General features: G+C 72.9%; 16 protein-coding genes and 1 pseudogene. 12 read left to right on the plus strand and 5 right to left on the minus strand.

What is annotated here, in order from left to right; genetic code table 11:
- Positions 1-192 precede the first annotated feature (192 nt).
- Positions 193-1095, minus strand: coding sequence for a hypothetical protein (locus OG259_RS15695; protein ID WP_328942841.1), 903 nt, complete (start codon positions 1093-1095; stop codon positions 193-195).
- 277 nt (positions 1096-1372) lie between these two features.
- Complete coding sequence (locus OG259_RS15700; RefSeq protein ID WP_328942842.1) at positions 1373-1612, minus strand: chaplin; 240 nt, start codon at positions 1610-1612, stop codon at positions 1373-1375.
- Between the two features lie 376 nt (positions 1613-1988).
- Here OG259_RS15700 and OG259_RS15705 point away from each other — a divergent pair, with 376 nt between their 5' ends.
- Genes OG259_RS15705 through OG259_RS15745 form a run of 9 tightly spaced genes read left to right on the plus strand, consistent with a single transcriptional unit; the run spans position 1989 to position 12597 of the window.
- The gene (locus tag OG259_RS15705) at positions 1989-3047 is read left to right on the plus strand and encodes a DUF3344 domain-containing protein (protein ID WP_328942843.1); all 1059 of its coding nucleotides are present in this window, start codon (positions 1989-1991) and stop codon (positions 3045-3047) included.
- A gap of 1 nt (position 3048) precedes the next feature.
- Positions 3049-4185, plus strand: coding sequence for a glycosyltransferase (locus OG259_RS15710; RefSeq protein WP_328942844.1), 1137 nt, complete (start codon positions 3049-3051; stop codon positions 4183-4185).
- Positions 4182-5630 carry an exopolysaccharide biosynthesis polyprenyl glycosylphosphotransferase gene (locus tag OG259_RS15715; protein WP_328942845.1) on the plus strand — a complete coding sequence of 483 codons (1449 nt, stop codon included), beginning with the start codon at positions 4182-4184 and terminating at the stop codon, positions 5628-5630. The genes OG259_RS15710 and OG259_RS15715 overlap by 4 nt, the downstream gene beginning before the upstream one ends.
- Positions 5631-5632: 2 nt before the next feature.
- Positions 5633-6946 carry an O-antigen ligase family protein gene (locus tag OG259_RS15720; RefSeq protein ID WP_328942846.1) on the plus strand — a complete coding sequence of 438 codons (1314 nt, stop codon included), beginning with the start codon at positions 5633-5635 and terminating at the stop codon, positions 6944-6946.
- A complete protein-coding gene (locus tag OG259_RS15725; RefSeq protein WP_328942847.1) occupies positions 6939-8897 on the plus strand; it encodes a lipid II flippase MurJ in 1959 nt (652 codons plus the stop codon). The genes OG259_RS15720 and OG259_RS15725 overlap by 8 nt, the downstream gene beginning before the upstream one ends.
- Entirely contained in the window at positions 8794-9597 is an 804-nt protein-coding gene (locus OG259_RS15730) for a polysaccharide deacetylase family protein (protein WP_328942848.1), read from the plus strand. Before OG259_RS15725 ends, OG259_RS15730 begins: the two co-directional genes overlap by 104 nt.
- Positions 9594-10727 carry a glycosyltransferase gene (locus OG259_RS15735; protein ID WP_328942849.1) on the plus strand — a complete coding sequence of 378 codons (1134 nt, stop codon included), beginning with the start codon at positions 9594-9596 and terminating at the stop codon, positions 10725-10727. Before OG259_RS15730 ends, OG259_RS15735 begins: the two co-directional genes overlap by 4 nt.
- Before the next feature lie 11 nt (positions 10728-10738).
- Positions 10739-11440: a lipopolysaccharide biosynthesis protein gene (locus tag OG259_RS15740; RefSeq protein WP_328942850.1), complete on the plus strand. Its 702-nt coding sequence runs from the start codon at positions 10739-10741 to the stop codon at positions 11438-11440.
- The gene (locus tag OG259_RS15745; protein WP_328942851.1) at positions 11437-12597 is read left to right on the plus strand and encodes a GNAT family N-acetyltransferase; all 1161 of its coding nucleotides are present in this window, start codon (positions 11437-11439) and stop codon (positions 12595-12597) included. Before OG259_RS15740 ends, OG259_RS15745 begins: the two co-directional genes overlap by 4 nt.
- Before the next feature lie 453 nt (positions 12598-13050).
- Here the strand turns inward: OG259_RS15745 and OG259_RS15750 are convergent.
- A pseudogene (locus OG259_RS15750) lies at positions 13051-14277 on the minus strand (glycosyl hydrolase); the annotation flags it as partial.
- A 157-nt stretch (positions 14278-14434) separates the two neighbouring features.
- Between OG259_RS15750 and OG259_RS15755 the strand changes: the two are divergent.
- A complete protein-coding gene (locus OG259_RS15755; RefSeq protein WP_328942852.1) occupies positions 14435-15781 on the plus strand; it encodes a carboxylate--amine ligase in 1347 nt (448 codons plus the stop codon).
- Between the two features lie 26 nt (positions 15782-15807).
- Positions 15808-17064 (plus strand): FAD-dependent oxidoreductase, encoded by a 1257-nt coding sequence (locus OG259_RS15760; protein WP_328947095.1) that lies wholly within the window; start codon positions 15808-15810, stop codon positions 17062-17064.
- 70 nt (positions 17065-17134) lie between these two features.
- Here the strand turns inward: OG259_RS15760 and OG259_RS15765 are convergent, their stop codons facing one another.
- Together OG259_RS15765 and OG259_RS15770 are read right to left on the minus strand one after the other, a co-directional pair.
- Positions 17135-17368: a chaplin gene (locus OG259_RS15765; RefSeq protein ID WP_328942853.1), complete on the minus strand. Its 234-nt coding sequence runs from the start codon at positions 17366-17368 to the stop codon at positions 17135-17137.
- A gap of 170 nt (positions 17369-17538) precedes the next feature.
- Positions 17539-17949, minus strand: coding sequence for a rodlin (locus OG259_RS15770; RefSeq protein WP_328942854.1), 411 nt, complete (start codon positions 17947-17949; stop codon positions 17539-17541).
- Positions 17950-18167: 218 nt separating this feature from the next.
- Here OG259_RS15770 and OG259_RS15775 point away from each other — a divergent pair, with 218 nt between their 5' ends.
- On the plus strand, positions 18168-18578 hold the full coding sequence (locus OG259_RS15775; protein WP_328942855.1) for a rodlin: 411 nt from the start codon (positions 18168-18170) through the stop codon (positions 18576-18578).
- Positions 18579-18927: the final 349 nt, after the last annotated feature.

An 18927-nucleotide genomic window follows, 5' to 3' on the forward strand; every position in this document is an offset into this window, starting at 1 on the left:
GGTTCTTGAGCGAATCCCGTGCTTTGTTCTGCTTCTGTAACGAACGGCGTGCCGCGCGGAAACTCCGGAAGGAGGGATTTCTCGACACTGCACCCGATCGATACGGCCGGTGCTATTTGCCGATCGCCCACCGGCCGCACACGCCTGTACCGGCCCGGCGGGACGCCGGGCCGGTACAGGGCCTGCGGGTGACTAGCGGACCGGCAGCGGGGGCTTGACCGGCAGGTCGACCGGCAGCTCGGGCGGGTCGACGGGCAGCTCCGGCGGGTCCACCGGCAGCTCGGGCACGGTGGCCGGGAGTGCCGGCAGCGCCGGCAGTCCGGCCAGGTCCGGGGCGGGCAGCCCGCTGCCGAGGACCGTGGCGACGGCGAGGTTGACCAGCGAGGTCAGGGTCGCCGTGACCTGCGGTACGACTCCGCCGGCGTCGCCGGAGGTGACGGCGGCGAGCAGGGCGGCGACCGCCTTCTCCACCGTGGCGAGCGCATCGGTCACGACGTCCGTCGGCGCGGCTGCCTTTCCGGCCCACGCGGCCTTCGAGCCGGCCGCGACGGGCAGGGTCACGGGCGGGTTCACGGGCAGGGCCGGGGCTTCCACGGGTGGCGTCGCCGGAAGCTCGACGGGGGTCTCCACGACCGGCGGCGTGACCGGGAGGTCGGCCGCCGGGGGCGTGACCGGAAGGTCCGTCGAAGGCGGCGTGACCGGGAGGTCCGTGGACGGGGGCGTGACCGGGAGGTCCGTCGAAGGCGGCGTGACGGGCGTGTCCGGCAGCGGGGCCGGCGCGGTGGCCTTGGCCTGGTCGACGGCTGCCGCGATCTTGGCCTTGAGGGCCTCGGCGTCGGCCGCCGGGAGCTGGCCCGCGTCGGCCTTGAGCGCGGCCGTGACGAGTTCGGTCACGGGAGTGGTCACCGAGCCGAGCTCACCGAGCGCCTCGGCCTGGGTCAGCAGGGCGGCGGCTTCGGGGAGGGGTGCGCGGGCGGCCCGGTCGGCCACGGTGGACGGATGGTGTTCGCCGGCGATGGCGGGTCCCGCCGTGCCGAGGGTGATGACGGCGGATATCGCCAGGGCGGTGATGCGGCGTGTAGCCAGGGGACGCATATGTGTTCCTTTTCCTTATGCGTCGGACAACTTCCCTCTCACCGTGCCTGCGGGTATAGCCCTCCGCAACCGCAGAACTACTGAGCGCCACGCCTCCGTTCGAGTGAATCCACCCTTCGAACATGCCACTCGAAGGGGCGTACGCCGTTGCACCGACCGGCGCACGACGGTGCGGCCGAACGAGTACCGACTCCATGACGGCAACGAAAAAGCCGGTGCGCCCACCCCGTCGGGGGTGGGCGCACCGGCTTCGGAAGGACTGATCCGCCGTGCGAGATCAGCGGTTGATGCAGGCGTTGCCGAAGGCGGGGTTCAGCGCGCCGATGACGTTGACGGTGTTGCCGCAGAGGTTGATCGGAATGTTGATCGGGACCTGGATGGCGTTGCCGGAGCCGACACCGGGGGACTTCACGGCCGCGGCCTCGGCACCGGCGTCGGCGGCGGCGGCACCGGCGGCACCGGCGACCGCGGCGGCGGCACCCACGGTCAGGACAACGGCCTTGGCGATACGCGACATGGGGAAGTGCTCCTCGATCGAAATGAAACGTGGACTGCGCGGACTGTTCGGCCCGACTCCCTCAACAACGCCCCGGCCTTTCAACGGTTGCTCTCCCGAACGGGTGACGTTCAACCGATCTTTGGGCCATAGGAGGGCCATTGGAGGGAGTGGGCGTGGAATGGCGCAACACGCTCAACGAGGAACCTGCCCCGTGGATACGGGAGTTAGCGTTTCCGAGCATCTAATGCTTACTATCGCCCCGCGTCGGGGTTATAACGTTCCCGAACGTTGCTTCCGGGCCCGCCGCGCGTTCACCCATTTCGTGCGGACGACACCCCCTCTCCCGGCCTTCACGGGTCTTCCCTTCCTTCTCTCATCAAAGCGGAGAACCTGTATGCGGAATTCAGCGGTTCTTGCTGTGCGTCGCAGCGTGTTGTGCGCCCTGTCGTGTGCGGCACTGTCCGCCGCACTGCCGGTCGCCTCCGCCTCGGCACCACAGCCCCGGGAGGCGAGCCGCATCCCGTTCGCCGCTCGCTACCAGTCCGTGCAGCACGGTGGGGTCGTGCGCGCGGCCAACTCCTCGGCGAAGGGCGTGAAGGGCACCGAGTCGGTCAACGACGGCGCCGCGATCGCCTACGTCGACGTGGACAGCGACCCCAACACGTACAACTCCAGCCGTGCCGAGCTCGCCGTGCCGGCGGGCGCCCGGGTCGGCTGGGCCCGTCTCTACTGGGGCGGCAACCTGCGGGTGGGCGAGCAGAAGCCGCCCAAGGACAACGGCCGGGTGCTGATCGCCGAGCCCGGCGGCCGGTACAAGGCGCTGCTCGCGGACACCCTGATCGGCCACCGCACGGCCGACGGCGCCGACGCCTTCCAGGCCTCCGCCGATGTCACCGAGCTGGTCCGCTCCTCCCGCTCCGGTCAGTGGACGGTCGCCCAGGTCAACGTCGCCATGGGCCGCTCGGCGGTCGGCGGCTGGGGTGGCTGGACGCTCGTCGCCGCGTACGAGAAGGCCTCGGAACCGCTGCGCAGGATCGCTGTCTGGGACGGATTCGAAACGGTCGGACCACGCTCCGGCGAGCTTCGCGTACCGCTCGACGGAAACCGTTACGGCAAGGCCACGAACGGCCGTCTCGGCGTGATCGCCTATGACGGCGACCGGGGTACTTCCGGTGATTACCTGGCAGTGGAAACGCGCCGTTCGAAGAGCACCCGCCTCTCCGATTCCGCCAATTCCGCGGACGACGTGATGAACTCCAGCATCACCGAATTCGGCACCGGTCGTACGGTCCGCTCTCCCGATCGTAAGAACACTCTGGGGTACGACTCCGACGTCTTCGATCTGCGGGGGGCGCTGCGCGATGGGGCCGACCGTGTCCACGTCCGGTCCGGCAGCCGGAAGGACACCGTCTGGCTCGGTGCGCTCTTCCTCCAGGCGGACGTCCGGCGCTGACGTGCTGCCTCCACGAGACACGGACCCCGGGTCCGTCACCGTCCTGCACGCGGTCCAGCCCGGTGACGGCGGGGTCGCCCGTGTCGTCATCGACCTCGTCCGCGCCCAGCTCGCCGCCGGCCTGCGGGTCGCCGTCGCCTGCCCACCGGGCACCGTCCTCTCGGCGGCCGTCCGCGCCGAGGGGGCCGACACCCATGACTGGCTGGCCGGCCGGAACCCGGGGCCCGGGCTCGTCCGCGAGACGCGGGACCTGGCCCGGGTGATCCGTACCGTCCGTCCGGGACTCGTCCACGCGCACAGCGCGAAGGCCGGGCTCTGCGCCCGACTCGCCCTGCGGGGCCGGATTCCGACGGTGTATCAGCCACACGCCTGGTCCTTCGAGGCGGTCGAGGGAACGACCGCCGCGCTCGCCCTGCGCTGGGAGCGGTTCGGCGCCCGCTGGGCGGACCGGATCGTCTGCGTCAGCGAGGCCGAGCGGCGTACCGGCGAGGCCGCCGGCGTCACGGCTGACTGGTCCGTCGTCCACAACGGGGTGGACGTGGCCCGGTTCGCGACCGAGGGCCCGCCCGGCAACCCCGCGCCCACCGTCGTCTGCGTGGGCCGGCTCTGCCGCCAGAAGGGGCAGGACGTGCTGCTCGCCGCCTGGCCCGCCGTCCTCGCGGAGGTGCCCACGGCGCGTCTCGTCCTGGTCGGCGACGGCCCCGACGGCGACCGGCTGCGCGCCGCCGCCGGTCCCTCGGTGCGGTTCACCGGCGCCGTCGACGACACCGTCCCCTGGTACCGGGCCGCCGACGTGGTCGTCCTGCCGTCCCGCTGGGAGGGCATGGCGCTCGCGCCCCTGGAAGCCATGGCGGCCGGCCGACCGGTCGTCGTCAGCGATGTCGACGGGGCCCGCGAGAGCCTGCCGCCCGCCCATGAACCCCTGTGCCTGGTCCCGCCCGAGGACCCGGCCGCGCTCGCCACCGCTCTCGGCCGCCTCCTCGGCAGGCAGGAGCTCCGGCACCGCCTGGGCCGCGAGGCCCACGAGCACGTACTCAGCAGATTCGATGTCCGGCGCACCGGCGCGGCCGTCGCGGACGTCTACCGCGACCTGGCCCGAGTGCGGGGCACCGAGCACAGAGAGCCGATTGCGCAGTGACCACCGAAAGCACCAGCGTCCCTTCCTCGCCGGGCCCTTGGCCCACGGCGGGCCAGGCCTTCGGCCTCGCCTCCCTCGCGCCGCGCCGCCGCACGACCGACCGGCTCGCCCTGCCGTACCGCCCCGCGCGGCCCCGGTCCGGTGTGCTGCCGCTCGTCGCGGTCGACTGCCTGGCCGTCTTCTCCGCCGCCACATATCTGAGCACGGCGCACCACGACGCCCGGCTGCTGCTGCCGATCGTGGCGCTCGTCCTCGTCCTCGACGGGCACGCGGGGCTCTACCGCCCCGCACCGCACACCCGGGCCCTCGACGAACTGCCCGCGCTCGCCTCCCGCGCCGGCGTCGTCTGGTGTCTGGCCGCGGCGGCGGTCGCCGCGTACTCCCCGGTCCTGGCGATCGGGCCGCTGCGCCTCCTCGTCGCGTACGCCGCCCATGTCGGCGTCGTGTGCCTGGTCCGGACCCTGATGCTCACCCGGCGGCGCCGGATCGCCCGCGCCCATCCCCGGTCGGCGCTGGTCATCGGCGGGGCGGGGGCCGCGCGCCGGTTCGCCTCGGCGGCCGTCCAGCACCCCGAGTACGGGGTGCGGCCGGTCGGCATCGTCGGTGTGCCCGAGCAGGGCGGCGCCCCCCGGGCGGCCGGCGAGTCCGGGCTTCCGGTGCTCACCACCACCGAGGAGATCCACCGGGCCGTCATCCAGAACACCGTGCGCGACGCGGTGTTCCTCCACGACGACCCGGGTCTCGTGACGCTCTTCCAGCACTACGGCTGCACCACCTGGCGGGTCGGCGGACGGCACCAGGACGGGCCGATGGGCGACCACATGTGGGGATACGCCTGGCACCGCGTCGCCCCGCCGGTCGAGCGGCGCGGGCTGCCCGCCAAGCGTGCCCTCGACATCGCGCTCGCCGCGCCCGCGCTGGCGCTCGCGCTGCCGGTGCTGCTGCTCTGCGCGCTCGCCGTACGGCTCGCCGACGGTCCCGGGGTGCTGTTCCGGCAGGAGCGGGTGGGCCAGCACGGGCGCCACTTCACGCTGCTCAAGTTCCGTACCCTCCGCCCCTCCGACGACACCGAGTCGGCGACCCGCTGGAACGTGGCGGGCGACCGGCGGATGAGCGCGGCCGGGAACTTCCTCCGGAAGTCCTCGCTCGACGAGCTTCCGCAGCTGTGGAACGTGCTGCGCGGCGACATGAGCCTGGTCGGGCCTCGGCCCGAACGTCCGTACTTCGTCGCCCAGTTCAGCAAGATCCACGCCGGTTACGCGGCCCGGCACCGGATGCCGGTGGGGCTGACCGGTCTGGCGCAGGTGCACGGGCTGCGCGGCGACACCTCGATCGAGGACCGCTGCCGCTTCGACAACCACTACATCGACCACTGGTCGCTCTGGCAGGACGTCTGCATCCTGCTGCGTACGGCGGCCGGGCTCGTCCGACCCACAGGGAGCTGAGGATGGCCACGGCCGTGACGGTGCCGGCGCTCGCCCCGGACGACGTACGGGACTGGGCGCGCAGGGCCGGGGCGCTCTCCCCGGTCCTCGCCGTGATCGCGTTGCTGCTCGTCCCGGGCGGCGGCGGAGCGCAGGGCGGCACCGGCGGTTCGGGGACGGTCGCCGACGCGGCCTCCGGACTCCTCGTCCTGATCTGTCTCGTGCGGGTGATGCGCGGTGGCGCCCGGCCGCTGACCCGGACGGCGGCCGTCGTCCTCGGGCTGCCGGTCCTCGGGATCTGTCTCGCCGCGATCACCTCGAACGACCCGGCGGCGAGCCTGCCGGGCGTCGCCCGCTACGTACAGATCTTCGTCCTCGTCCCGGCGGCCGTGCTCCTGATGATCCGTGACCGGCGGGACTTCGCCGTGGTCGCCTGGGGCCTGGTCGGGCTCGCACTGCTCCAGGGCGCGGTCGGCGTCGCCCAGTACCTGACCGGCACCGGCGCCTCCTACCAGGGCGAGGACATCCGGGCCGTCGGCACCTTCGGCGCCACCGATGTGATGGGCATGGCGACGGTCGTGTCGTACGGGCTCGTCATCGTCACCGGGATCGCGCTCGGCAGCGGCCCCGGCCGGACGCGGACGGCGGCGCTCGTCTGCGCCGGGCTCCTCTTCCCGCCGCTCGTCCTGTCGTTCAGCCGGGGCGCGTGGATCGCGACCGTGCTCGCCTGCGGCATCCAGCTGCTGCTCTCGGGACCCCGGCGGGCCGCACGCGTGACGCTCGCCGCCGGCGCGCTCGGCGTGGTCCTGGTCGGCGGGCTCGGCATCGGTTCGGACATGGTGAAGGAGCGGGTCACCAGCATCACGCAGGTGGCGGCCGCGCCGGACCAGTCCGTGACGGACCGGTACACGATGTGGGCGGCGGCCGGACGGATGTGGGCCACGGAGCCGGTCACCGGCGTCGGCCTCAAGGGCTTCCCGCAGCACCGCGACTCGAACGCCTCCCTCGCCCTGTCCTCCGGCAGCGACACGGCCGGCGCGGGCGCCGCCTTCGCGCGTCAGCCACTACTGTCCCCGCACAACATGTACCTCCTGGTCCTCAGCGAGCAGGGCCTGTTCGGACTGCTCGCCCTGGCGGGCAGCTGGCTGGCGCTGCTCGTCGGCGCACTGCGGCGGCGCCGCCTCGGAGCGGACTGCGCGCTCGTCGCGACCGGTCTGCTCGGCTGGCAGCTCATCGACTTCTTCTACGCGGACATCGGCGGCCCCTCGACGGTCCTGATGTCGATCGTGCTGGGCCTCGCGGCCTGGTGGGCCCTCGCGGAGGTCCGGCGTGCGTGACCCGTGGGCCGGTGAGCCGGAGCCCACGGACACCCCGCGGGCCGGTGAACCGCGCCGCACGGGCGGCCCTCCCTGCGGCACCCCGTTGACCGACCCCTGGCCGACCACGCCTCCGGGCCCCACGGACACCCCGTGGCCCTCGGAGGCCGTCGTGCTGCCGGGGACGGGATCCGTCCGTCCGCCCGGCGTCCGTACCGCCGCACCCCGCACCACCGCCACCCGTACCCTCACGCCCCGTCCCCCCGGCCGCCGCGCCCACGCCCGGGGCCGGGCGGCCCGTACCGGCACGCCCGCGGGCGGCGGGTTCCTCGCGAAGGCCGCCGCCGTGACCGCCGGGCTCACCGCGGTCGGGGCGCTCCTCGGGCTCGTACGGGACCAGATCCTGGCCGGGTACTTCGGGGCCGGCGCCGACACCGACGCGTTCCTGGTGGCGTGGACCGTGCCGGAGTTCGCCTCGACGCTGCTCATCGAGGACGCCATGGCGCTGATCCTGGTGCCCGCCTTCTCCCGTGCCCTGGCCCGCCGTTCCGGCAGCCTGTTCGGCGACCCGGTGCGCGCCCTCGTACGCGGCACGCTTCCCCGGCTCACCCTCGCCGTCGGCATCGTCGCCGCGCTCCTCGTCGCCGCCGCCCCGCTGATCGTCTCGGCACTCGCCCCCGGGCTGCCCGACCCCACGCTCGCGATCGACTGCACACGCCTGACCGGCACCTGTGTGCTGTCCTTCGCCCTCGTCGGCTACTGCTCGGCCGCGCTCCGCGCCCACGGCTGCTTCCTGCCACCGGCCACGATCTACGTCGCGTACAACGCCGGGATCATCGGCACCATCCTGCTGCTCCGCGAACCGTGGGGGGTGCGCTCGGCCGCCGCCGGGGTCGCGGTCGGCGGGATCCTGATGGTCCTCGTCCAGGCCCCCTCCCTCATCCGTGAACTGCGCGCCCGCCCCGTACCCGTGCGGGAGCCCGAGTCGCTCACGCCCGCCTCCACGGGTGAGGGGCGCATCCTGGTCCTCGGTCTGATCGCGCCCGTCGTCGCCTTCTCGCTCGCCCGCCAGTCGCAGACCCTGATCGAACGCTTCCTCGCGTCTCCGCTGCCCGCCGGGGCCATCTCGCATCTGAACTACGCGCAGAAGGTCGCACAGATGCCGATGATCCTCTCCCTGATGCTGTGCACGGTCAGCTTCCCGGTCGTCGCCCGCGCCCTCGCGGCGGGCGAGACCGAGGCGGCCCGTCGCCGGGTCGAGCGGGATCTGCTGCTCGCCGCCGTCGTCGTCCTCATCGGCGCGTCGACCGTGATCGCCGCCGCGCCCCGGATCGTCGAGCTCCTCTTCGAGCGCGGCGAGTTCAGCGGCGCCGACACGACCGCCACCGCCGGCGTCATGCGCGTGTACGCCCTCGGTCTCCTCGGCCAGACGATGGTGGGCGCCCTGGTCCGCTGCTACTTCTCGGCCGCCCGCCCGCTCTGGTACCCGGCCGTCGCCATGGCCGCCGGGCTCGCCACGACCGCCGCCGCCGGTGTCCCCGGCGCCCACTACTGGGGTGCCGTCGGCATCGCCGCCGCCAACGCACTCGGCATCACCCTGACCGCCGTACTGCTGCTGCGCGGTGCGCACCGCCAGGCCGTCCCGGTCCACGTCGAACGGCTCGGCGAGGGACTGCTCCGGCTCGCCACCGCGGGTGCGTGGGCCACCGGCGCCGCCTGGCTGTGCTCGCTCGCGATCGGCCCCGCCGCCCTCGCCGTCGCCGTGGCGGGCCTGGTCGTGATCGGCGTCTTCCTGCTCTTCATCGCCTGCGCCGCCAAGGCGCCCGAGATTCCGCCCCTGCCCCGCTCCGCCTCCCGGAGGACCCCCCATGCCCGCCGCCACCGCGCTGCGCCGACTGCTGCCGAAGCCGCCCCTGTGGATGAAGCCGCCCCCGTGGGTGGCGATGTACCACTCGATCACGGACACCGCTGACGATCCGTACCGCGTGACCGTCTCCCCCGTGCGCTTCGCCCGGCAGCTGCACTGGCTGGGCGACCGGGGACTGCGCGGGGTGTCGGTACGGGAGCTGCTGGCCGCCACCTCCGAGGGGCGCGCCAAGGGGCTCGTGGGCCTGACCTTCGACGACGGTTACGCGGACTTCCTCGACTCGGCGCTGCCACTCCTTCGACGGCACGGGTTCACGGCGACGGTGTACGTCCTGCCGGGGCGACTCGGCGGCGAGAACGGCTGGGACGCGGAGGGCCCGCGCAAGCCGCTCCTCGACGAGGACGGCATCCTGCGGATCGCCGAGGCCGGCATGGAGATCGGATCGCACGGCCTCACGCACGTCCCGCTCACCGAGGCCGACGACACCGAGCTGGCCGCCCAGACCCGGCGGAGCCGCGAGCTCCTGGAGGAGATGACCGGCACTCCCGTCGAGGGCTTCTGCTACCCGTACGGGCAGGTCGACCCGCGGGTGATCCGCGCCGTGCGCAAGGCGGGCTACCGCTATGCCTGCGCGATCGACCCGGGCCCGCACACCGGCAGATACGCCCTGCCCCGCGTCCACATCGGCGAGGACGACACCGCGTGGCGGCTCACCGCCAAGCGGGTCCTGCACCCGCTGCGCCGCCGCCACCCCGCCGATCCGATCCCCGCGCGGTACGGCCCGGCCGTGGTCGGTGCGCCATGAAGGTCCTGCACGTCATCACCGGGCTCGGCATCGGCGGCGCCGAGCAGCAGCTGCGGCTCCTGCTGCGCCATCTGCCGGTGCGGAGCGGGGTGGTCACGCTCACCAACCCCGGCGCCGTCGCCGCGGGCATCGAGGCCGACGGCACCCCCGTCACCCATCTGGGCATGGCGGGGAACCGTGACCTCGGCGCGCTCCCGCGCCTCGCCCGGATCGTCCGGCAGGGCCGCTACGACCTCGTCCACACCCACCTCTACCGGGCGTGCGTGTACGGCAGGACGGCGGCCCGGCTCGCCGGGGTGCGGCGGGTGATCGCCACCGAGCACTCCCTCGGCGAGAACCAGATCGAGGGCAGGCCGCTCTCGGCGGGCACGCGGGCGCTCTATCTGGCGTCCGAGCGGCTCGGCACCTCCACGGTCGCCGTCTCGCCGAGCGTGGCCCGCCGGCTCGCCGAGTGGGGCGTGCCCCCGGACCGCATCCAGGTCGTCCCCAACGGCATCGAGACGGACCGCTTCGCCTTCGACGCCCGTGCCCGCCGCCTCGCCCGCGGCATCCTCGCCCTGCCCGAGGACGCCTACGTCGTCGGCGGGGTGGGGCGGCTGACGCCGGGGAAGCGGTTCGACCGGCTGGTCCGGGCCGTCGCCTCGGTCCCGCAGGCCCGGCTGCTCCTCGTCGGCGAGGGCGAGCAGCGCGAGGAGCTGCTGCGGGTGGCCCGCGAGTGCGGGGCCGCCGACCGGGTACTGCTCGCCGGGGCGTGCGAGGACCCGCCGAACGCCGCCTCGCCCGGGCCCTCGCTGCCCGAACTGCTCGCCGCCATGGACGTCTTCGTGTCCACCTCCCCCGACGAGACCTTCGGGCTCGCCGTCGTCGAGGCCCTCGCCGCCGGCCTGCCCGTCCTGTACGTGGCCTGCCCGGCGATCGACGACCTGGCACCGGAGGCGGCACCGGGCGCCCGACGGATCGGCGAGTCCGTACCCGAGCTGATCTCCGCGCTGCGCGGCATCCAGGACGCCCGGCTCGCCCGGCTCCCGCTGCCGGCGGCCGCCCGCCGCTACGACATCGCGCACAGCGCCCGGCAGTTGATGTCCCTCTACGACCAGGCCGTCCACGGCACCCCCTCCCCCGCGAAGTGAGAGACCGTCCCATGAACAGCACCCCACGCCGTGCCCTCCTCCCCGCCGGCCTGCGCAGGCCCGGCCGCTGGGCGGTCCTGCCCGCCGCCGTCCTCGCCGGAGCCGTGCTCGGCGGCGGTTACGGAGCCCTCAAGACCCCGCAGTACGCGGCGACCAGCTACGTCATCGTCGTACCGGGCGAGAAGTCCGACCCGGCGGCCGCGCTCGGCTTCGCCCAGGCGTACGGGCGGGTCGCCACCGACATCGCGGTGACCGGCGACGCCCAGGTGTGGGCGGGAGTCACCGCCGACACCCTGCGCAAGAACGTGCTGGCCGCGACCTCCCCGGACGCGCCGATGATCTCGATCACGGCCAAGGCCGAGAAGCCCGCGAAGGCCGTGTCGATGGCCGACGGGGTGGCCCGCGCCCTCGTCCTCAACAGCACGCACGTCGCGGGCAGCACGGGCGTGAAGGTCGTCCAGTTCTCCCGCGCCACCAAGCCGGTCGCGCCCGTCTCGCCCTCCGCGCCGCTGTCCGCGCTGGTCGGCGGCTGTGCGGGCGGGCTCCTCGGCGGTCTCGCCCTCCTGGTCCGTCCGAAGCGCGCCGCCGCCCGCGGCGAGGCCCGCCACTCCCGGCAGGCGGCGCCCGTGACGGGGACCGCTGACGTGCCCGCGTCGGCTTCCGGTGCCGTGCCCGCTCCGGCGGCCTCCGCGCACCAGCCGGAGGCGGTGTGACCCCGAGAACGCCGGGCGTACCGTCGGCCCCGCGGACCGAGATCTGCCGTGACGAGGAAAGCTTCGGGGGGCTGGCGGCCGAGTGGACGGCGCTGTACGGGCGCTGCTCCACCGCCACCCCCTTCCAGTCCCACGCCTGGCTGCACTCCTGGTGGCTCTCGTACGGCAGGCCCGGTGCGCTGCGGGTGGTGCTCGTACGACGCGCGGACGGCGAACTCGTCGCCGCCGCGCCCCTGATGCGGGCCCGGGGGCCGCTGCCCGTCCTCACCCAGCTCGGCGGCTCGATCACCGACTTCACGGACGTGCTCCTCGACGACGGCTGCCCCGAGGCGGCGCCCGCCCTGGCGCGGGCGCTCGCCCGGACCGCCCGCGGCGCGGTGATCGACCTGCGGGAGGTACGACCGGGAGCGGCCGTCGAACAGGTCCTCGCCCACTGGCCGGGCCCGCGCCGACGGCTGCCCGACTCGCTCTGCCTGGAACTGCCGGCCGTCCCCATGGAAGGGCTCCTCGAACGCATCCCCTCCGGGAAGGCCCAGCGGGTCCGCGCCAAGCTCCGCAAGCTGGACGCCCTCGGCATCGACGCGCGCGTCGTCCCCGGCGCCGAGGTGCCCGCCGCCCTCGACCGGCTCCTGAAGCTGCATCAGCTCCAGTGGCAGGGGCGAGGGGTGACCGCCGAGCACACCAGCGAGCGGTTCGCCCAGCACCTCACCCGGGCCGTGCGGCCGATGGTGGAGCGCGGGGACGCGATGGTCACCGAGTTCCGGCTCGCCGGGGACGTGGTGGCCGCCGACCTGACCCTGATGTCCCCGCGGCTGGCCGGCGGCTATCTGTACGGCGCCGACCCGTCCCTGCGCGCCCGCAAGGTCGACGTCGCCACGATGCTGCTCCGGCACGGGGCCGGGGAGACCAGCACCGGCGGTCGCGCCACGCTGAGCATGCTGCGCGGCACCGAGGCGTACAAGCACCACTGGCGACCGGAGACCGTCGGCAACCAGCGGCTCATGCTGTCCGGTCGGGGTGCGTCCCCACTGCTCCGGCTCCGCGCGGGCTTCGCCGACGCGCGCCGCTGGGCGGCCCGACAGGCACGGGAACGCCCCTGGGTGGGCCGTGCGCTCGGCCGGGTCACGGGGCGCACGCCGAACGACGGCGGCGGATGATCTCCGCCGCCGCCGTCACGGGGGTCAGAAGGGCCAGACGCCCTTCAGCGCGTCCTTCCAGTCGAGGTCGACCTCGTCCTTCCAGGAGTCCTTCGGGACACAGACGGGCCCACCGATCCAGCTCTCGACCCATGAACCGAGGTTCACGGTCCAACAGTCGGGCTTGGGCTCGGGCTGGGGTTCCGGCTTCGGTTCCGGCTTGGGCTCGGGCTTCGGTTCCGGCTTGGGCTCAGGCTTGGGCTCGGGCTTCGGTTCCGGCTTCGGTTCCGGCTTGGGCTCAGGCTTCGGTTCCGGCTTCGGCTCAGGCTTCGGCTCGGGCTTCGGTTCCGGCTTGGGCTCGGGCTTCGGTTCCGGCTTGGGCTCAGGCTTCGGTTCCGGCTTCGGTTCCGGCTTCGGTTCCGGCTTCGGTTCCGGCTTCGGTTCCGGCTTGGGCTCAGGCTTCGGCTCGGGCTTCGGTTCCGGCTTCGGTTCCGGCTTGGGCTCGGGCTTCGGCTCCGGCTTCGGCTCGGGCTTCGGCACAGGAACCGTCGGGTCCACCGGATCCGTGGGATCGGTCGGGTCCACCGGATCCGTGGGATCGGTCGGGTCCACCGGGTCCGTGGGATCGGTCGGATCCACCGGGTCCGTCGGCCACGTCGGGTCCGTGGGATCCGTCGGCTGCGTCGGGAGCTCCGGCTCCGTGCCGTAGAGCATCTGACGGAACATCAGCGAAGACTGCGGATTGTCGTCGCACTGCCAGACGCCGTGCGGGCAGTAATCGGTGATCGTGTGGTACAGCGGCTTGTGCTGCTTCATCCAGTCCAGCATGCGCCGCATGTATTCGGGGTTGTCGCCGTTACGGAAGAGCCCCCATTCGGGATAGGAGATCTGCTTTCCGTGCTCGGCGGCGAAGTCGACCTGCTTCTGCAGCCCGTACGGTTCGCTGACGTGCTGGTCGAAACGCGATCCCGGGGGCTGGTCGTACGAATCCATCCCGATGATGTCGACGACGTCGTCACCCGGGTAGCACTCGGTCCACGGAACGGCGTCGCGGCCACGGCTCGGATTGAAGTCGAAGCGGAACTTCTGGCCGGGAACGGAACGCATCGCGGTGACGATCCGGTTCCAGTACTTCTTCCACGCGGTCGGGTCGGGCGCGCAGCGGTGGGTGTACGTGGTCCCGTTCATCTCCCAGCCGAGGACGATGACGGTGTCGGTCGCCCGCAGCCGGACGAGCCGCTCGGCGAGGGCCGTGAAGTGGTGGTCGTAGTACCCGGCGGCGCCGAGCTGGAGCTGGCGGCGGACCTCGGCGTCGGAGACGCCGGCCTCGTTGCGTTCCAGCATGGGCACGTTGAGGACGAACAGGCGGTCGGTCCTCGCGTTGCGCCAGTCCGCCCAGGCGTCGAGGAAGCCGGGCGGGCCCTCGATGTTCCTCCAGAGGTCGCCGGGGAGGTAGGTGTGACCGACGCGGAGTTCGCGTCCGCCGAGCCACCGCTCCAGCTGCCCGATGCGGGCGACCCCGAGCGCGCCCGAGTCGAGGAAGGCTCCCATGGCGCTGGAGAGAGTCGGTCCGGGGTCTTTCGTCGTTACGGATTCGGAGGCGTGGGCGGGGGACGACAGCACGACTGAGCCCGAGGCGAGGAGACCGGCGGTGAACACCCCCAGCCACACTCTCGAGGTTCTCCGATATGTAGCCGCCATGGTCGCTCCTTCGCGTCGTACGCGCCTTGATGGTCCGTCAATCCGATACTCCGAAAGTATTCCTAATGAGCCGACCGTGAACTCGGCTTCCCTCTGATCAGTAGTCCATTAGAGGATTTGATCGCCCAGTTGGGGCACCCGAGATGAAGGGCATGCCGTGCTGCGTCGTCAGAGTTTCGACACCAGCGTTCCCACCGTCCTTGTGCGGCTCGACCGGAATCCCTTCCATCACGGCACCCTCGGAGCCGTGCGCTCGCTGGGCCGGGCGGGAATTCCGGTCCATGCCGTCATCGAATCGAGCACCAGCCCGGTGGCCCGCTCCCGCTATCTCCGCTCGGCCCGCGCGAGTCCGGAGACGACCTCCTCCACCGGGCTGGCCGGGCTCCTCCACGGGATCGCGGACGAGGTGGCGGCGGAGACCGCGACCGAGTCCGCCGACGATCCGTCAACTTCCCTCGTGGTCCTCCCCCTGGACGACGTCAGCGCCCTCGCCCTGGCCCGCCGCCGCGCCGAGCTCTCCCCCCGCTTCCTCCTCCCCCATCAGACCGAGGAGCAGTTGCTGCGGGTCGCGGACAAGGCGGCACTCGCCGAGACCTGCGCGGACCTGGGCCTGCCCCATCCCCGTACCGAACTCCCCGTCGACGCCGACGAGGCCGCCGCCATGGCCTGGTCCCTCGGGCTCCCGGTGGTCGCCAAGTGGAGCCGCCCCTGGCTGCTTCCGGCCGGCGGCGGGCTGCGCAGCACCTCGATCGTGCGCTCCCTCTCCGAGGTGCGGGAGTTGTACGCCCGCACTCCGGAGGCCGGCAGCCGGCTGCTGCTCCAGAGGCTGCTTCCGGCGGGCCGGGACCTGGACTGGTTCTTCCACGGGTACGTGGACACCGAGGGCCGCTGTACGACGGGGGCGACCGGCCGCAAGGAGCGGTCCTGGCCGGACGGGGCCGGGCTCACCGCCGTGGGCCGCTGGACGGCGAACCCGGCCGTGGACCGGACGGCCCGCGAGCTGTGCGACGCGCTGGGCTACCGGGGCGTGTGCGACCTCGACTTCCGGCTCGACCGGTCCACGGGCGCCTACCACCTGCTCGACTTCAACCCCCGGCCCGGCGCCCAGTTCCGGCTCTTCACCGACCCCGACGGCCTGGACGTGGTCCGGGCGCTCCATCTGGACCTCACCGGGCGGCCCGTACCGCCGTACTCCCCCGCGTACGGCCGCCGGTTCGTCGTCGAGAACTACGCGGCGCTGTCGCTGCTCACGTCCCCGCACCGCCGGGCCGCCGACGGAGGCGGAGGTGGAGGCGCGCCCCGGTGGACCGAGTACGCCTGGTGTGCGGCCGACGACCCCGGGCCGGCGTTCGCCATGGGCCGCGCCTGGCTCGGGCACCTGCTGCGCAAGGCCCTGACCGCGCTCCGCGGACTGCTCCGGTCCCGACGCGCGCGCCCCGCTCCGGCTTCCCCGCCGGCACCGCCGCCGGCCCGCAGCTCCTCCAACCAGCTCACCCCACGATGAAGGTGGAAGGCACGATGTCGAAGTCGATGTACGACCTGGTGGTCGTCGGGGCCGGACCGTACGGCCTGTCCGTGGCCGCGCACGCGGCCGCCCGCGGGCTGCACCTGCGGACCTTCGGCCGCTCGATGGCGTCCTGGCATGCCATGCCCCCCGGCATGTTCCTGAAGTCGGAGCCCTGGGCCTCCCATCTCTCCGACCCGCAGGGGGCGTACGGGCTCGACGCCTACGCCGCCACGCGGGGCGTGCGCGCCGCGCACGGGGTGCCGCTGCCGGTCGACTTCTTCGCCGCGTACGGCGACTGGTTCGCCCGGCAGGCCGTGCCCGCGCTCGACGAGCGTCTGATCGGCTCGGTCGCGCCCGCCGCCGACGGCTTCGAGCTGCTCGCCGAGGACGGCGAGGCCCTCCGGGCCAGGACGGTGGCGCTGGCGGTCGGCGTCCTGCCGTTCATGGAGGTCCCCGGGCCGCTGCGGGACCTGCCCCGCCGGTACGTCACCCACTCCAGCCACCACGGCGGGCTCGACCGCTTCGCCGGCCTGGACGTCACCGTCGTCGGGGCCGGTCAGGCGGCTCTGGAGACGGCGGCGCTCCTCGTCGAACAGGGCGCCGCGACCGTACGGATCCTCGCCCGCGCGGACCGGCTGAACTGGAACACCCTGCCCCCGGCCCTCGACCGCGGCCCGTGGCCCACCCTGCGCGCCCCGCACACGGGGCTCGGCTGCGGCTGGCGGAACAAGCTGTACGCCGACACCCCGGGTGTCTTCCGGCGCCTGCCGGCCGCCACCCGCGAGCGGATCTTCGACTCGGCGCTCGGCCCGGCGGGGGCCTGGTGGCTGCGCGAGCGGTTCGCGGCGGTCGGGGACGTACGCCTCGGGCAGCGGATCACCGCGGCGGCCGTGACCGGGGACGAACGGGTCCGGCTCGACGTGGCGGGTCCGGACGGGACGACGGTCCTGGAGACGGACCATGTCGTGGCGGCCACCGGCTTCACCCCGAGCCTGGACCGGGCGGGAGTCCTCTCCCCGGCGCTGCGCGGCACCTTGCGCACGGTCGGCGCGGGCGGTGCTCCGGAGGTCGGCGGTCTCTTCGAGTCCTCGTGGCCGGGCCTCTTCCTCGCCGGGCTGCTCACCGCCCCTTCGTACGGTCCCTCGATGCGGTTCGTCTTCGGCGCCGAGTACACGGCGGGGCGTCTGGTGCGAGGGGTGCGGCAGCGGCTGCGGGCGGGCGCCCGGGGCGGGGCGGTGGGCCGGCCGCGTACGGGCGGGAAGGCTCCGGTCTCGGCATGACCGAGGGCCGGCCCCCGGGGAGCGGATGCTCTCCGGGGGCCGGCCCCTGTGTCTGCGCGGCGCTGGGGACTCAGGCGTTGACGCAGGTGTTGAACGCGGCCGGGTTCAGCGCGCCGATGACGTTCACGCTGTTGCCGCAGACGTTGATCGGCGCGTGGATCGGGATCTGGACGACGTTGCCGGAGAGGACGCCAGGCGAACCGAACGCCAGGCCCTCGGCGCCCGCGTCGGCGAAGGCGGGGGTCGCCGCACCCATGGCCATGATGATTCCGGCGACGACGGCAGCAGCCTTCTTACAGTTCATTTTCGTCTGCATCCTTTCGGTGGCGGAACACTTTCACGCAACACAACGAACATGCCTCACAAAGGAAACCGCGAAAGCGGCAACATTCGCTCTTTCACTCCATTGCACGCGCAGAACAGGGCCGGAGGGAACGTGTTCGTTCCCTCCGGCCCTGTTCTGCGCGGTACGGATCAGCCGTTGTAGGCGCCGTTCCCGGAGAGGATCGGGATGTCCTCGACGATGTGCGACAGCGGCTCGTCACCCTTGGCCTGGGTGGAGTTCTCGGTGCACTGCTGGTTCTGCGGGGAGGACAGGACGTTGATGTCCTGGACGGCGATCGGGACGGCGCCGCCGATCGAACCGAGGTTGGCCTTGACCGGGGCCCCGAGGCAGAGCTTGTTGAGCGAGCCCTGGACGGCCGAGAACTGGGGGCTCATGTCGCCGTGTGTCTTCGAGTTGCCGAACGACTGGTGCGCGCCGTTTCCGGACAGCGAGGTGGTGCCGCCGTCGTTGGCGATGGCGAGCGCCGGGGAGGCCGCCGCAGCAGAAGCGCCGACAACAGAGGCCGTCACAGCCGCAGCCGCCATAATCTTCTTGATCACGGTGATTCCGTTCCTGTTCCCACCAATCGACCTGATTGATGCGATGGGATCAACTGCGCGCGGGGGCTTTGGTTCCGGCGCTTCACCCGTTCGACTGGGACCGCTTTTCGCGCTGCCGAGTGCGCTCCGCCAAGGGGGTGACAGGGCGGAACCCTTGAGTCCATGGGCAGTTGATCAGGCCGCTCCCTGCACGGAGCCGGTTCTAGAAGGGAACTCCCGTGATCAAGAAGGTTATGGCCACTGCGGCCGCAGCCGCGGCCATCGTCGGTGCCTCCGCCGCCGTGGCCTCCCCCGCCCTCGCCATCGCCAACGACGGCGGCACCACGTCGCTCTCGGGCAACGGCGCTCACCAGGAGTACGGCAACTCCACCACGTACGGCCACATGAGCCCGCAGTTCGCGCTCGTCCAGGGCTCCCTGAACAAGCCCTGCGTCGGCCTGCCGGCCAAGGTCAACGCCGGTTCGGTCCTCGGCGCCGTCCCGATCGCCGTCCAGGACATCAACGTCCTGTCCTCCCCGCAGAACCAGCAGTGCACCGAGAACTCCACCCAGGCCAAGGGTGACGAGGCGCTCTCGCACATCCTGGACGACATCCCGGTCCTGTCGGGCAACGGCGTCGGCAACAACTGACGTTCCGCTTCGCGCGACGACGTTCACACGTCAGGGGCCGCCCTCCGGGGCGGCCCCTTTCGTCGTCACTCGCTACCAGGTCGGCCAGATGGGGGTCGCCATCAGACGTTCCCACTCCCGGTCGGGCATCCCCGGTACCGTCCGGCCCGCCTGCACCCACTGGGTCACCAGTGCGGAATAGAGGGGGAATGGTGTGCGGTCGGCGACCGGGGGCGGGTCGCTCACATATCGGCTCTTCGGAATGAAGGCCATCCGTTCCCATTTCCCGGGATCCGGCGCCATCTTCGCTCCTTCCGCTGCGATTCCCGCATCATTACACAGGCGCCGCAGGAGAGTGATTCGCCCTGTT

This window comes from Streptomyces sp. NBC_00250 (genome assembly GCF_036192275.1).
Taxonomy (GTDB): Bacteria; Actinomycetota; Actinomycetes; order Streptomycetales; family Streptomycetaceae; genus Streptomyces.

Coding starts and splice junctions, on each gene's coding strand:
- OG259_RS15730 (WP_328942848.1), top strand. CDS start 8,794: ATGCCCGCCGCCACCGCGCTGCGCCGACTGCTGCCGAAGCCGCCCCTG.
- OG259_RS15735 (WP_328942849.1), top strand. CDS start 9,594: ATGAAGGTCCTGCACGTCATCACCGGGCTCGGCATCGGCGGCGCCGAG.
- OG259_RS15765 (WP_328942853.1), bottom strand. CDS start 17,368: ATGAACTGTAAGAAGGCTGCTGCCGTCGTCGCCGGAATCATCATGGCC.
- OG259_RS15700 (WP_328942842.1), bottom strand. CDS start 1,612: ATGTCGCGTATCGCCAAGGCCGTTGTCCTGACCGTGGGTGCCGCCGCC.
- OG259_RS15695 (WP_328942841.1), bottom strand. CDS start 1,095: ATGCGTCCCCTGGCTACACGCCGCATCACCGCCCTGGCGATATCCGCC.
- OG259_RS15760 (WP_328947095.1), top strand. CDS start 15,808: ATGTACGACCTGGTGGTCGTCGGGGCCGGACCGTACGGCCTGTCCGTG.
- OG259_RS15705 (WP_328942843.1), top strand. CDS start 1,989: ATGCGGAATTCAGCGGTTCTTGCTGTGCGTCGCAGCGTGTTGTGCGCC.
- OG259_RS15740 (WP_328942850.1), top strand. CDS start 10,739: ATGAACAGCACCCCACGCCGTGCCCTCCTCCCCGCCGGCCTGCGCAGG.
- OG259_RS15720 (WP_328942846.1), top strand. CDS start 5,633: ATGGCCACGGCCGTGACGGTGCCGGCGCTCGCCCCGGACGACGTACGG.